This is a genomic window from Vicingus serpentipes (assembly GCF_007993035.1).
Taxonomy (GTDB): Bacteria; Bacteroidota; Bacteroidia; order Flavobacteriales_E; family Vicingaceae; genus Vicingus; species Vicingus serpentipes.
This window is the reverse complement of the sequence record NZ_VOOS01000006.1, coordinates 1-15,085: the sequence shown is the minus strand read 5'-3', so window position 1 is coordinate 15,085 and position 15,085 is coordinate 1. Positions and strand designations below refer to the sequence as shown.

Annotated in this window: 13 protein-coding genes, 1 tRNA gene and 1 riboswitch; of the genes, 4 read left to right on the top strand and 10 right to left on the bottom strand. The window is 31.8% G+C overall.

What is annotated here, in order from left to right:
- Positions 1-118: 118 nt before the first annotated feature.
- Positions 119-589, top strand: coding sequence for a protease complex subunit PrcB family protein (locus FRY74_RS11470; protein ID WP_147101747.1), 471 nt, complete (start codon positions 119-121; stop codon positions 587-589).
- Here FRY74_RS11470 and tsaB read toward each other — a convergent pair.
- The 5 genes from tsaB to asnS all read right to left on the bottom strand — a co-directional run bounded on the left by tsaB (position 586) and on the right by asnS (position 8,059).
- Positions 586-1,263 carry a tRNA (adenosine(37)-N6)-threonylcarbamoyltransferase complex dimerization subunit type 1 TsaB gene (gene tsaB / locus FRY74_RS11465; protein WP_147101746.1) on the bottom strand — a complete coding sequence of 226 codons (678 nt, stop codon included), beginning with the start codon at positions 1,261-1,263 and terminating at the stop codon, positions 586-588. The genes FRY74_RS11470 and tsaB overlap by 4 nt on opposite strands.
- Complete coding sequence (locus FRY74_RS11460) at positions 1,260-2,471, bottom strand: OmpA family protein (protein WP_147101744.1); 1,212 nt, start codon at positions 2,469-2,471, stop codon at positions 1,260-1,262. Before FRY74_RS11460 ends, tsaB begins: the two co-directional genes overlap by 4 nt.
- 47 nt (positions 2,472-2,518) lie before the next feature.
- Positions 2,519-5,227, bottom strand: coding sequence for a methionine synthase (gene metH / locus FRY74_RS11455; protein WP_147101742.1), 2,709 nt, complete (start codon positions 5,225-5,227; stop codon positions 2,519-2,521).
- A gap of 2 nt (positions 5,228-5,229) precedes the next feature.
- Positions 5,230-6,219: a homocysteine S-methyltransferase family protein gene (locus tag FRY74_RS11450; protein WP_147101740.1), complete on the bottom strand. Its 990-nt coding sequence runs from the start codon at positions 6,217-6,219 to the stop codon at positions 5,230-5,232.
- Positions 6,220-6,277: 58 nt separating this feature from the next.
- Positions 6,278-6,403, bottom strand: a riboswitch (SAM riboswitch).
- A gap of 195 nt (positions 6,404-6,598) precedes the next feature.
- Positions 6,599-8,059, bottom strand: a complete 1,461-nt coding sequence (gene asnS, locus FRY74_RS11445; protein WP_147101738.1) for an asparagine--tRNA ligase — start codon at positions 8,057-8,059, stop codon at positions 6,599-6,601.
- Positions 8,060-8,296: 237 nt separating this feature from the next.
- On the opposite strand from asnS, the gene FRY74_RS11440 reads away from it, so the two are divergent.
- Positions 8,297-9,082 (top strand): T9SS type A sorting domain-containing protein, encoded by a 786-nt coding sequence (locus FRY74_RS11440; RefSeq protein ID WP_147101736.1) that lies wholly within the window; start codon positions 8,297-8,299, stop codon positions 9,080-9,082.
- Between the two features lie 61 nt (positions 9,083-9,143).
- On the top strand, positions 9,144-9,545 hold the full coding sequence (mce, locus tag FRY74_RS11435) for a methylmalonyl-CoA epimerase (protein WP_147101734.1): 402 nt from the start codon (positions 9,144-9,146) through the stop codon (positions 9,543-9,545).
- Here mce and FRY74_RS11430 read toward each other — a convergent pair.
- From FRY74_RS11430 to FRY74_RS11420, 3 genes are read right to left on the bottom strand one after another with little or no spacing between them, the layout of a single operon-like run.
- A complete protein-coding gene (locus FRY74_RS11430) occupies positions 9,516-10,133 on the bottom strand; it encodes a class II aldolase/adducin family protein (protein ID WP_147101733.1) in 618 nt (205 codons plus the stop codon). The genes mce and FRY74_RS11430 overlap by 30 nt on opposite strands.
- 1 nt (position 10,134) lies before the next feature.
- Positions 10,135-11,241, bottom strand: a complete 1,107-nt coding sequence (gene mtnA / locus FRY74_RS11425) for an S-methyl-5-thioribose-1-phosphate isomerase (protein ID WP_147101731.1) — start codon at positions 11,239-11,241, stop codon at positions 10,135-10,137.
- Positions 11,231-11,857 carry an HAD family hydrolase gene (locus FRY74_RS11420; RefSeq protein ID WP_147101729.1) on the bottom strand — a complete coding sequence of 209 codons (627 nt, stop codon included), beginning with the start codon at positions 11,855-11,857 and terminating at the stop codon, positions 11,231-11,233. Before FRY74_RS11420 ends, mtnA begins: the two co-directional genes overlap by 11 nt.
- 95 nt (positions 11,858-11,952) lie before the next feature.
- Between FRY74_RS11420 and FRY74_RS11415 the strand changes: the two genes are divergently transcribed.
- Positions 11,953-12,026 (top strand) — tRNA-Ile (locus FRY74_RS11415).
- Between the two features lie 232 nt (positions 12,027-12,258).
- Here FRY74_RS11415 and FRY74_RS11410 read toward each other — a convergent pair.
- On the bottom strand, positions 12,259-14,277 hold the full coding sequence (locus FRY74_RS11410) for a T9SS type A sorting domain-containing protein (RefSeq protein WP_147101728.1): 2,019 nt from the start codon (positions 14,275-14,277) through the stop codon (positions 12,259-12,261).
- Positions 14,278-14,459: 182 nt separating this feature from the next.
- On the bottom strand, positions 14,460-15,085 hold a 626-nt coding region (locus tag FRY74_RS11405; protein ID WP_147101726.1), incomplete at its 5' end, for a T9SS type A sorting domain-containing protein.

Here is a 15,085-nt window from a genome sequence, read left to right as displayed (position 1 = left end):
ACCAAACTGGCATTGATTTTGTTTTTAATTGGACTAATCACATCTTGCTCATCTCCAAGAAAGTGCGGAAACAAAAAAGGAATAAGAACGCCTATGGGTGTAATGTAATAAATTAACTATGAAATATTTGACTATAATTTTATCCATAATACTTTTTTCGTGTGCAAACACTAAAAACACAACTTCTAACATCATAGAAATTCCTTTTAAAAGTATTGAAAAGAGTACTAATGGTGGTTTCGAAAATCCAACAACAAAAGTAATTACAAGCCAAGCTGGCTTTGAAGATATCTGGCAAAAAATATGGAGTAGAACTTCTGACACTCCTCAAATTCCAAAAATTGATTTCGCTAAAAACCAATTACTTTTAGTTGCAATAGGAGCAAAAAACAATGGTGGTTATGGATTAGAAATAGAAAAAATTACTGAAACAAAAAATGAAATTATTGTAAATTATTTTGAAACTAAAGCTGGTGAAAAATGTTTAACTACCCAAGCTATTGTTTTCCCTTTTGAGTTAATTGAAATTAAAAAATCAATAAAAAAAATAAACTTTAACAGTTCTGAAAAAACTATTGATTGCAATTAGAGTAATTTCTTAGGCGTTGTAGCTATAAAATCTTTTAAATAAAAAGGCTCGAAGTAAGCTACATCTTCAAATTCTTTTCTTTTAAATTTTTCAAACGCTAATTCGTTAACAAATTTTGCCGAAGGATGAACCCCTTGAACAAAAATAGCATTTGGATGATTTCCAAATGTTGCCTTACATTTTTCTGCTCCATCTCCAAAGAAAACAATCTTACCATGTTCTAATTCTTTTTTATAAGAATTTTCATCGATTATTTTAGCTTCAATAGCTGAAACCTCATCATTATTAGCTGTATAAAGAGCAGTATAAACCTCCATTCTCCGAGCATCTATCATTGGGCAAAAAAGTGAATTTTGATGATTTTGGCTCTTAGCCATAGCTTTTAGAGTATCAACACTGATTAAAGGTATATCTAGAGCAATGCAAAACCCTTTGGCAGCAGAAACTCCAATTCGCAAACCGGTGTAAGAACCAGGTCCTTTACTAACTGCTATTGCGTCAATATCTTTCAATTCTTTACCAGCTTGTTTACAAACTTCAGCTACAAATAAATTTAAATTTTCAGCATGAGAATATTCTCCCCCAACTTCTTTAAGAGCTAATAAACCATTGCCATCGCTCAATGCAACACTACACATTTTTGTAGCTGTTTCAATTCCTAATATTATACTCATTTTGAAATAATTTTTACTTCTACTCTTCTGTTTGCTGAATGCTCTTCCTCTTTCATAGGATAAGGAAAAAGCATTTGTGAATTTCCATAACCAATATATTGAATTCGATTACTATCAATACCATTTTCAACCAAATAATCTTTTACTGCCAATGCTCTAGCAAATGACAACTTTTTAAAAGCACTTGTATTAGGTTTTTCAGGACCATTTACATGCCCCTCTATCTCTATTTTAATTGTTGAGTTTTGCTCTAAAAATTTTAATAATGAATTCAAAGAGCCTTCTGCAGTTGGTAAAAAATCTGCCCGCTCACCATAAAACTGAATGTTTTTTAAGTTTACTTTTTTTCCTTCCTCTATAGGTTCTAAATAAATAATTTCTCTATCGCTCCCTTTTGTTTTGGATAATTTATAATCAAACGAAGAAAGCATAAAGTCTTTTGCGTATGCAATCACGTTGACTTCATAGTTTTGCTTAGTTACTTCAGTTTCATAAATTGTTAAATTAGACAGCTCTATAGCATCATTTCTTAACCCATTGATGCTTACGTTGGCAGGAATTTTTTCTTTTGTTAATTTATTTTTTATTTCGAGTGTAAACTTTTTTCTGTTAAGATCTGGTTTTGATTCAATTATTACCTCTTCTGGTTTAGTTATTTTTTCTTTTTGAGGAAGATGCAGAACTAACTGATGTGTTGCGTTTGCTTTTTTTGGATTATTAACTACCAACACAAACTCATCACCTTCTTGCACATTAACGAACTTGCTAAAATTATCGTTCAACCCTGCAGCACTATATTCTTGAGTTGATGTTAATGACAAACCTGTTACTGCACTTCTGGATAAGTTACTTCTAATAGGTTTAATTTTATTGGAATCTATTCTTTTGCAGAACATACTTTTATATTCATACAATAAAAAATCCCAATCATCTTGTTTATTTTGCGCTATAATTTCAAATGTAAACTTTCCGTTTGCTGGCATTTTTATTAAATACCATATTGAATTTGCTTCTTCTTCAAACCCTAGTTTATTTTCTAAATCATTACCTGAAAATTCTTTCTTATTACCAAAACCAGTAACATTTTTAGCTACATAAATAGTATCTGTTAATTCTAATAAATTATCGCAATCTGCATTTTGGCTTTTTACTTGAATAGAAAGTAAAAAGAAAAACGTTGAAATTATTATAACTATTTTTTGAATCATTGGCACAAAGATAAATTTTATCTTCTTATGCTAAAATTGTGCCTCAATCAATAATTCAAACTAGCACTAACCCATTTTTCAGCTTCTTCAAAAGAAAAATCGCTAGCATTAGCATAAGCTTGTACTTGGTCTTTTTCTATCTTACCAACTCCAAAATATTTAGCTTCTTCGTTACCAAAATACATTCCGCTTACTGCAGCAGTTGGGTACATTGCCAAACTTTCTGTTAACGTTACACCCGTTAATTCTTCTGCATTTAAAATTTTAAACAACTCCGTTTTCAATGTATGATTTGGGCAAGCCGGATAACCTGGCGCTGGTCGTATTCCTTTATAACTTTCATTTATTAAATCTTCGTTACTAAGGTTTTCATTATTTGCATACCCCCAATATTCTTTACGCACTTTTTGGTGCATCAACTCTGCAAAAGCTTCTGCTAATCTATCAGCCAAAGCTTTTATCATTATCGAATTATAATCATCGTGGTCAGCTTCAAAACGTGCAATGTGCTCTTCAATTCCATGTCCGGTTGTAACTACAAAACCACCAATATAATCGATTTTTCCAGTTTCTTTTGGTGCAATAAAATCAGCTAGGCTAATATTTACAGCCTCTTTAGCTTTTTTGCCTTGCTGTCTTAATTGATGTAGTTGAGTTATTTTATTTCCATTTTCATACACTTCAATGGTATCGTCGTTAATTGTATTTGCTTCCCAAATTCCGATTACTGCTTTAGCAGTTAGCCAATTTTCGTCGATTATTTGTTTCAGCATTTTTTGCGCATCGTTAAATACTTTTGTTGCTTCAACACCTACTACTTCATCAGTTAAAATGTTTGGGTATTTTCCTGCTAATTCCCATGTTCTAAAGAAAGGAGTCCAATCGATGTATTCAGAAATTTCTTCTAAACTATAATTCTCAAACTGTTTTGTTCCTAATAGTTGTGGCTTAACAATTTTACTTGTATTCCAATCAATTTTATATTTGTTAGCTCTTGCTTCAACTAACGAAAGCATTTCTTTCCTAACCTGTTTATTATTATAATGTGTTCTTACGGTTTCGTATTCAGCTTTAATCGCTTTAACATATTCAGTTTTTTTGTCGCTTAACAAACTATCTGCTACAGTTACAGAACGAGAAGCATCCAATACATAAACTGCTTGTCCTTTTGTATAATGCTCTTCAATTTTTACAGCAGTATGCACTTTAGAAGTAGTTGCTCCTCCAATTAATAATGGGATTGTAAATCCTTCTCGCTCCATTTCTTTGGCTACATTAACCATTTCATCTAACGAAGGCGTAATTAAACCAGAAAGTCCAATTAAATCAACATTTTGTTCTTTAGCTACTTGTAAAATTTTCTCGCAAGGAACCATTACACCCAAATCTATTACCTCATAATTATTGCAGCCTAAAACTACTCCAACAATGTTTTTACCAATATCATGAACATCGCCTTTTACTGTTGCTAACAAAACTTTACCAGCATTAGAACCTTCTTCTTTAGAAGCTTCTATGTATGGGAGTAGATGAGCAACGGCTTTTTTCATTACTCTAGCAGACTTTACAACTTGTGGTAAAAACATTTTTCCTGAACCAAACAAATCTCCAACCACTCCCATTCCATTCATCAAGTATTCTTCAATAACTTGCAACGGTCTATCAACAATCAAACGAGCTTCTTCAGCATCTTCTTCAATAAAATCAGCATTTCCTTTTACCAACCCATGTGTAATTCTTTCTTGTAAAGAACCTTCACGCCATTCTAAATCTAACTTTTGTTCTTTAACTGTTCCTTTTACATTATCGGCATAATCCAACAAACGTTCGGTTGCATCATCAGTTCTATCCAATAATACATCTTCTACTTTGTCTAATAACTCTTTCGGAATATCACTGTAAACCTCTAACATTTCTGGATTTACTATCCCCATATCCATTCCTTCCTTTATAGCATGATACAAAAATGCAGAATGCATTGCTTCACGAACGGTGTTATTCCCTCTGAATGAAAAAGAAGCATTACTTACACCTCCACTAACGTGAGCTCCAGGTAAATTTTCTCTAATCCAACGAGTAGCCAAAAAGAAATCTAATGCATTTCTTCGGTGTTCTTCCATTCCTGTTGCTACTGGAAAAATATTAGGATCAAATATGATATCTTGAGGAGGGAAGTCTACTTTATCCACTAAAATTCGATATGATTTTTCACAAATTTCTATCCTTCTTTCATAACTATCTGCTTGTCCTTGCTCATCAAAAGCCATTACAATAACAGCAGCACCATATCTTAAAATAGTTTTTGCTTGCTCAATAAATTGTGTTTCTCCTTCTTTTAAGCTAATTGAATTTACTACACATTTTCCTTGTGCATTTTTTAACCCAGCTTCAATAATTTCCCATTTACTGGAATCAATCATAATTGGTACTCGACAAATATCAGGTTCGGCAGCTACTAACTTTAAAAAGTTAACCATCGCTTCTTTTCCATCTATCAAACCATCGTCCATATTAATATCGATGATTTGAGCCCCACCCTCTACTTGTTGACGAGCGATACTTAATGCTTCTTCAAATTGCTTCTCGTTAATTAATCTTAAAAACTTCTTTGACCCGGCAACATTTGTACGCTCACCAATATTGATAAAATTAACTTCTGGAGTAACAATTAATGGTTCTAAACCGCTTAGTTTTAGGTAAGGTAAGTTTGTCCATTTGTATTTGTAATCTCCTTTGTAGTCTGGATGTAAACTCATGCTTAATTATTTTTTGGAGAATAAGTTGAAGCTAAATCGGCAATTGCTTTAATGTGTGCAGGTGTTGTTCCGCAGCAACCACCAACTATATTAACCAACCCTTCATCTAAAAAGACTTTAATTTGTTTTGCCATAAATTCTGGTGATTCATCATAAGCTCCCATTTCATTTGGTAAGCCTGCATTTGGATGAGCACTAACTAAACTATCAGATTTTTCTCTAATAGTTTTTAAATATGGTCTTAATGCTTCTGCACCTAAAGCACAATTTAAACCAATAGTCATTGGTTTAGCATGTTCTACAGATATAACAAAAGCTTCTGTATTTTGACCTGAAAGGGTTCGACCACTAGCATCAGTAATTGTTCCTGATATCATTATTGGTAAATCAGTTCCTTTTTCTTCTTGAATTTCATTAATTGCAAACAACGCTGCTTTTGCGTTTAAGGTATCAGTAATAGTTTCTACCAATAATAAATCTGCGCCACCATCAATTAATCCACTTGCCTGTTCTTTAAAAGCATCCACCAACTCATCAAAACTAATGTTTCTAAATCCTGGGTCATTTACATCTGGAGACATAGATGCAAGCTTAGTAGTAGGTCCCATTGAACCTGCAACAAATCGAGGTTTATTAGGCTCTTTTGCTGTAAACTCGTTTGCTACTTCTTTTGCTAGCTTAGCTGATTGATAATTAATATCGTAAACCGCTGAAGCTAATTCGTAATCATCTTGAGCAACCCATGTCGCTCCAAAAGAATTCGTTTCAGCTATATCAGCACCAGCTGCATAATATTCGGCATGGATACTTTTAATTATATCTGGTCTAGTAATAGAAAGTAAATCATTATTTCCTTTTAAAGAACAAGAATGATCTTTAAATCTTTCACCACGAAAATCTTCTTCAGTTAGTTGATGCCTTTGAATCATTGTTCCCATAGCACCATCCAACACCAAAATTCTTTCTTTTAATATTTCTCTAATATTTGCCATAAAACAAAAAAACCCTTCTATTATTTTAAATAAGCAGAAGGGTTATAATATATTTCTCTACTTATCTTTTTCCGAATAAACGGAATAGGATTTAGCACCGGTTTTCCAATTTCGAATATTCGAAACTTATAGTTGGTTGCCAAAGCTTCACAGGGCCTAATCCCTCCACTTTTCTTGATAAGCACGGAGTCCGTGCAGACAATTTTTCTTTAAAAGAACAAAGCACAAAAGTATTTACACTTTTATCAATTTCCTAATTAAATTCGGAAATTATCAACAGAATTGACTTTTATCCAAATTATATTCTTTCTTAACAAAACAAAACACCTTTAAAATTATAAAACTTTAAAGGTGCTATTATATATTTTTTATTTTTCTATTAAAATTCTGCGTTCTTTGGTGTTCTTGGAAAGGGAATTACATCTCTAATATTAGTCATTCCAGTTACAAATAACATTAAACGTTCAAATCCTAAACCAAAACCAGCATGAGGAACTGTTCCAAATTTACGAGTATCTAAATACCACCAAACATGATCTTCAGGTATATTAAAGTCAGCTATTTTTTGTTTTAGCACATCTAATCTTTCCTCTCTTTGCGACCCACCGACAATTTCTCCAATTCCAGGAAATAAAATATCCATTGCACTTACTGTTGTTCCAACTTCCATTCCTGGTTTAGCTTCTGGCAATTCATCATCCTGACGCATATAAAATGCCTTAATGTTTGCTGGATAATTAGTTAAGATTACAGGCTTTTTAAATTCTTTTTCTACCAAATACCTTTCATGCTCTGATTGTAAATCAGCTCCCCAACCTTCAATTTTATATTGAAATTTTCCTTTTTTATTTGGTTTACAGTTCCTTAAAATATCAATCGCTTCAGTATAAGTTAAACGAACAAAATCATTATCAACTACCATTTTTAATTTCTCAATCAATTCCATTGATTGTTGGTCTTGCGGCTTTCCTTTTTCTTCTTCAATTAAACGACTACTTAAAAAATCTAAATCTTCTTTACAATTATCTAAAGCATATTGTACACAGTATTTTAACATTTCTTCTGCCAAATCCATATTGTCATTTAAATCATTAAATGCAACTTCAGGTTCAATCATCCAAAATTCAGCTAAATGACGCGTAGTGTTTGAATTTTCAGCTCTAAAAGTTGGTCCAAAAGTATAAACCTGACCTAGTGCTAAAGCAGCTAATTCAGCCTCAAGCTGACCAGAAACAGTAAGATTAGCTTCTTTTCCAAAAAAATCTTGCTTTGTATCTATATTTCCTTCATCTGTTTTCGGAACATTATTTAAATCTAACGTAGTTACTCTAAACATTTCTCCTGCACCTTCAGCATCTGAGCCCGTAATTATTGGAGTATGCACATTATAAAACCCTTTATCGTTAAAGAATTTATGTACTGCAAAAATCATATTATGACGAATTCTAGAAACTGCACTAAACGTATTCGTTCTAAAACGTAAATGAGCATTTTCTCTTAAAAATTCAAGTGAATGTTTTTTTGGTTGTAGAGGATATTCATCAGGATGAGCATCACCAATAACATCAAATGACTTTACAACAATTTCTATATCTTGACCTTTACCTTGCGACTCAACCACTTCTCCTACTATAGATATAGCAGATCCCGTTGTTATTCTTTTTAATTGACTTTCATCTTCTTTTTCAAAATCAACAACTGCTTGAATATTATTTATAGTAGACCCGTCATTAAGAGCAATAAAACGGTTACTTCTAAACGTTCTTACCCAGCCTTTTACCAATACTTCTTCACCAATTTTTGCCGAGGCAAACAAGTCACTAATTTTAATTCTCTTCATTTTATCAATAAAATAATTTTACGGCGAAATTAATTTTTTTACGTTAAGATTATAAATAATTTTGATTTAAGCTTTTATCTTTTTAATTTTAAACCAATTAATTGCGCTATTAATTATTTAACAATATCGACTAATTAAGTTTTATTACTGATAAAACTTGAAAAAAATTTTTAATATTTTAAATAAAGCTTTAATATTGCACACTAAACTAAACCTATAATAGTTATTTTTATAGCAATGAAACAAATTTTAACCACACTACTTGTAGCTCTATTCGCATTTCAAGTTAATGCAGGAGTAATAGTTCTTGAAGGTCATTACCAAGGTAAAAACCTTTATGTACAAAACCCATTTGCAGGAAGCGGCGTTGGTTTCTGTACTTTTGAAGTAACCATAAACGGTGAAGTAACTACTGATGAAGTTAACTCTAGTGCTTTTGAAATTGACTTTGCAAATTTCCAATTAAAAGTTGGTGATCCTGTAATTGTTAAAATCAAACATAAAGATGATTGTAAGCCAAAAGTTTTAAATCCAGAGGTTTTAAAACCAAAAAGTACTTTCGAAATTGTTTCTATGGATGTATCTAAGGACGGAAGTTTTACCTGGGTAACTAAAAATGAAACTGGAAAATTAGCTTACATTGTTGAGCAATACAGATGGAACAAATGGATAAAGGTTGGTGAAGTTGATGGAAATGGTTCTGCTGAAGACAATAAGTATGAATTTAAAATTACTCCTCATTCAGGAGAAAATAAATTTAGAGTAAAACAAGTTGACTATTCTAGCAAGCCAAGGTATTCTCAAGCTTCAAGATACATTTCTACTTTAGGTGAAGTATCATTTAGCCCAATTAAAGCGAAAGATTTTGTAACCTTTACAGGTGAAACTTTATTTGAAGTTTACGATAGCTTTGGTAACATTGTTAAAAAAGGATTTGGAGAGAAAGTAGATGTAACTAACCTTAAAAAAGGTATTTACTACTTAAACTACGATAACAAAACTGATACTTTTGTAAAAAAATAATATTGAATTTAATTCAATTTAAAGTCCCGCTAAAACGGGACTTTTTTTATATCTAATAATTATGGAAAAGATTGAGCACTTAGGTATTGCTGTAAAAGATTTACAAAAAGCTAATGAAATTTATTCAAAACTTTTTAATCAAGAGCCATACAAAACAGAGATTGTAGAAAGCGAAGGTGTGTCGACTTCATTTTTTAAAGTAGGAGAAAACAAAATTGAATTATTAGAAGCTACAAATCCAGATAGTGCTATTGCCAAATTTATTGATAAAAAAGGTGAAGGGATTCATCACGTTGCTTTTGATGTAGAAGATATTTATGCTGAAATGGAAAGACTTAGAAAAGAGGGTTTTACTATTTTAAATGAAACACCAAAAAAAGGTGCTGATAATAAATTAGTTTGTTTTATTCACCCTAAAAGCACTAATGGAGTTCTAATTGAACTTTGCCAAGAAATTAAGTAAGATTTCTCCTGCTTCTTCTAAATCTTTACCAAATGAGATAATTCCTTCGTCGTGGCCAGCCATAACAATTATTTTTTCTTGTTGAACTGCTGTTTCTTTAAATAAACGGAAAATTTCATTCGCCATTTCTGGAGTACCATAAGGTACTTCCTTTTTTGTTGTTGGCACATTATCCATTAATTTCTCCCATAACTTTTGATTATGAATATGAATAATGGCATTAATAGCTTCATCAGCTTCATAAACTGCTGCATGGGTCATAGATTCTGATGATGCTTTTATTTCGCCTTTACATGTAACACTATTTGCTTCTATATCATAATCAGTAACCAAGGTAAAATGTTCTGGCTGGATAGGATAGACATCTCCAGTTTGAGTACCTGAAATTAAAAACCCTTTAGTTGTTTTTACACTTATATTACCATATCCAATATTAATATCAGCATAATGCCCTATTTGTTTTAATTCGTGCATTTTATCTCTCCAATGCATCAATTGATTGGGAACAGCTATGGGTAATACTTCATTAATCCAGTTAATATTATACTTAATATAACCTTCATCTATAAATTGATCCTGATTACTCATCTTAAAATTTTTCTGGAAATAATTGTTGTATACCTTTTTCTGAAGCTTCACAAATTCCTCTTTCAGTTATTAATCCTGTAACATATTTTGCAGGAGTAACATCAAAACCATAATTTGCTGCGGGTGTTGTTTCTGGACAAATCAAAACTGATTTAATCTCACCGTCAACTTTCCCTTGAATATATTTTACCTCATTCTCATCTCGAGTTTCTATTGGAATATTTTTCACCCCATCAACCATATCAAAATCTAAGGTAGAAGAAGGTAACCCCACATAAAAAGGAACATTGTTATCGTGTGCTGCAAGCGCCTTTAAATAAGTCCCAATTTTGTTAGCTACATCGCCATTTCGGGTTGTTCTATCCGTTCCCACAATTACCATATCAACCATGCCGTGTTGCATTAAGTGACCTCCGGTGTTATCATTAATTAATGTATGTTGAACTCCTTGCTGATTCAACTCAAAAGCTGTTAGATTAGCGCCTTGATTTCTAGGTCTTGTTTCATCCACCCACACATGTACATCTATACCTGCTTGTTGTGCTTGATAAATTGGGGAAGTAGCTGTTCCCCAGTCTATTGTTGCTAACCAACCAGCATTACAATGAGTTAAAATATTTACACGTTTTCCATTTTTCTTTTTTGAAATTTCTTGAATCAATTTTAAGCCATACTGACCAATATTAAAACAAATATCAATATCCTCTTGTTTTATTTCATGTGCTCTTTTTAAAGCAACCCTAACCCTTTCATCCGTATCAGATGCATTTTTTAAAGCTAATTCCATTTCATTAACCGCCCATGACAAATTAACGGCTGTTGGTCGAGTAGCATTTAATTTACTAGCAACTTGTTTTAAATATTCATCTGGATTACTTTGCGTTAAAGCCTCTATGCAACCTAAGTACATTCCATAAGCAGCAGTAACTCCAATTAATGGAGCTCCCCTAACTACCATTTCTTTAATTGCAAAAGCAGCTTCGTCTGTAGTAGAAATATCAAACACTTCTACTTTATGTGGAAAATAACGTTGGTCAAAAACTTGAATTAATTTTTCATTGATTTCGCTAACCCATATGGTATGATGATGTTTTCCGTTAATGTTCATTGAATAATTGTATTAATGATTGATTCTCTTGCAAATTTAAGTGATGAGTTCGAATTCCTAATTGTTTGGCTGAATTAATATGTTCTAGTGTATCATCAATAAATAAAGTTTCATTAGGCAAAAAGTTTGCTTCTTTCAACACATATTCAAAAATTGAAGTATTGGGTTTTCTTAAGCTTATTTTATGAGATAAAAATGTATGATTAAATAAACTATCAAAACTTTTTATTTTATGCTTTTGAATAACATACTCATCAATAAATTGATAATGAATTTCGTTTGTATTACTTAACAAACTTACATTATACTTTTTAGCTAAAGAATTTATTAATGCAATTCGATTTTCAGGAATATCTAACAACATACTATTCCATGCGCTAATTATATTTTCTTCAGAAATTGAAATATCAAATTTTTGAAAAAAATCAATAAACTCTTTTGATGTGATTTCTGATGTCTCAAACTTTTCTAAATAATGATTACTGTCCAACTCAAGAAGTATTGCCTCAAAATTAGAAGGAAAAAGTTCCTTAAATGCAGCATAGGTTAAATCTTGATTCAAGTTTATAATTACTCCACCTAGGTCGAATATAATATTTTTGACGTTTTCTAACATAGAAGCAACAAAAATAGCAAAATAGTAATCGGAATTATTGGTAATTAAAATACATTTACGTAAAATTGCAGCCTGTTTCTAATGAATATTAGAACGGGCCTATAACTCAGCTGGTTAGAGTATCTGACTCATAATCAGAAAGTCCCTGGTTCGAGCCCAGGTGGGCCCACACTCAAAACGCTAAACCCCGCACAAATAGCTAGTCTATTTTGCGGGGTTTGTTTTTGGTCACGATTTCGTTACCGGTTTTTACAATTCTGCTATAGGTTACCTTCAAAAACTTTAAAAAAGTTTCAGAATTTTGCTACCCTTAATTACACAAGATATTGGGCACTCCAAAAACTAATCGACAGAATATTCCAATACAACTTAATAAGTTTTTTTAAAAATAGCTTCAACTTTTACTGCTTCAAAAATTTCTTAATTATCGTTTGTTCTTTTCCTATTATCCTAATAGAATAAATACCTCTTGATAAATTGCTTACATTTACAGTGTTACCCTTCCCTTGCACTAACAATGAGCCTTGCATTGAATATATACTAAAAACATCACTAGCCTCTACCCCTGATATATTTAAGACATTATTTACTGGTGAAGGATAAATAATAATATTTGATAAATTTATATCTGATGATATATTTGTTACTGTTCCATATATTCGATAATTCCAAAGATCAGAGAAATTGTCATAAAATATATCGTTAGAACTACAAGTAAATACTGCAGAAGCTGTATCATTAACACCTGCATTAATTCCAGGGGATAAGTATACTCGTTGAGGCGTATTATAGTTCTGAGGGGTAAATATTAATTGTGTATTATCAAAACTTATTACATTAGGCACACTTGAACTCACATTAACAAAAACAGAATCAGTTGGAGGATTAAGAAAGTGTACATCTATATATTTAGTGCTTACACCATCAATTAATGTATCCTGTTTATTTCCTTTCAACACTCTAAAACCTGGAGCTTTACTTTTTAAATGCATCATTGTCCATGCCATTTCATAACCTACTTTAACCCCTGTAAAATAACTCCCATCAGCAGAAGTGTTTGGATCGTTTGATTCTTGCCCACATCTTCCTGTTAACAATGTATACATATATGAACCTCCTCCTGCATTAACGTTTGGATGTAAATGCCAACTATCGCTATACATTTCCTGAGTAGAATCTTGATCGACCATCTCAGCGACAATACTACGCATTGGTAAAACCCTTCCATTGCTAGCTGAATCTATATTTAAAAAATATCGTCCAACACTCAAGTCTGCTCCATTATTATTAACTGAACCCCAATGATCAATCCCATATAAATTTGGATTAATACCTGTGCTTGAATGAAATTGCATTGGGTGTCCAAATGAATATGAATAAGTCTCGGGATCAATTTTATAACGCTTTGCTGCCTCCCAATTATAATTTGCACGTCCATAGTTTAGATGGAATTTTCTATTAAAATTATTCTCTTCAAATGCTTGCTCATTTTGCATTACCCATCTAAACCCAGCTTCAATACCATTTTCAGTACTTGAGCCTGTATGATTAAAGTTTACAACATTTGGTTTAACAGTACATCTAGAAAATGGACTAACAAAAGTAAATTCTCCAGAGTAATGTTGCTCATTACTTGCTTGTTGACTTACAAGATGAGTATGGTTTGCAATATCATCATCATAAGTATAATTAGATATTGCGGCTGATTGATTAAATATATGACTAAAAATTGATGCTGCAGCCAAGTATGAACCATTTGGAGAAGGAAATTCTGCTGATGAATCCTCATCATTAAAACTAGACTGAATAGTTGCCCATGCTAGTCCAGCAGGAATAACTGGAAGCGAATCAAGTGCACCGTCACTAATCCTATATGTTACTTCTTCAAAATGATCAATAGATGCTTGATTGTTTTTATCTGGCCATTGCAAAAATAGATGAGGTTGTGCTCCTCCTTCTTTTATTTTAGATAGAACTTTATTAACCCCTAACGCGTGATAACCAGGAGCATTCGTAATAATATAAGGATCTTCAAGAAGAATAATATGGTCCCAATCATAATTTAAATCGCCCATCAAATCATTATGATTGTTAACTTTGTCATCAGGCCAAAAATAATGTTGAAATAAAGAATGACTATAGTAGCTAAAACTTGTTAAGGCCCCTGAACCTCCAAATGCGGTTTGAACTACTTTATTTTTATAAATATCTTTTACAACTACATTATAGGAACTAATTGAAGAAGTATTGGCCAAGATAGAATCTAATTGTTCTGCAATACTATATGGGTCCATTGTTTTATATTCTAATTGAACAGAATTTGTACTCCCTAATATTAGAATGTTTAATGATTGACAATGTCCTTTTAATGAAATAATGCTCATAAAAAGAAACAAGGAATATTTAATAATAGTTTTCATAATAAAATTGTTTTAGTTGTTTTTAATTAAAATGTTGTTATTGCGTTTTGCTTCTTCATTAATAAAAAAATCTTTAATTCAAAAGTATATCCATTTCCATATGGTTGTATGATTTTGAGTGTGACAAAATCTTTACATCAGACTAAATACACCGTAAATAAAGCTTTAAAATTGTTTTTTTGTTATTTAATAATTCTAGAAGAATATTTTACTCCTTCTACATTAATAATAATTACCTCATAAATTCCTTTTTTCCAATTAGAAGCATTTATTGAATTAGTATTACCTGAAAAAACTAATTGCCCAGTTGAAGAATAAATATTTACAATACATTCTTCGCATAAATTAGAAATGAATAGATTTTCTCTTACAGGGTTAGGATATACGGCAATTTTTACTTCTGAATTTAAAGTAACAACTTGGACATCACTATAAGAATAATCACCATTATAATCAGTTTGCTTTAAACGGTAATATGAAATTCCACTTAAAGGATTTGAATCTGATACTTCATAGTTTATCTGAGAACTACTATTACCAGCACCTTTTATCCTCTCTAATTCAATCCAGCTAGAAGCGTCTGCAGAACGTTCAACAGTGTAATAATCGTTGTTAATTTCACTTGCTGAAATCCAATTTAAAGTTACTTCACCGCTCTTTTTAATAGTTGCATCAAAACTGAGCAACTCAATAGGGAGTGGGCAATTCATTCCAAAATCTGAAATTACCCATCCATCATTATTAATCATATTATCTCTTTCTAAAGCGGCTGAACAGTATGATAGACCTGTTGCTCCAAAAACTACTC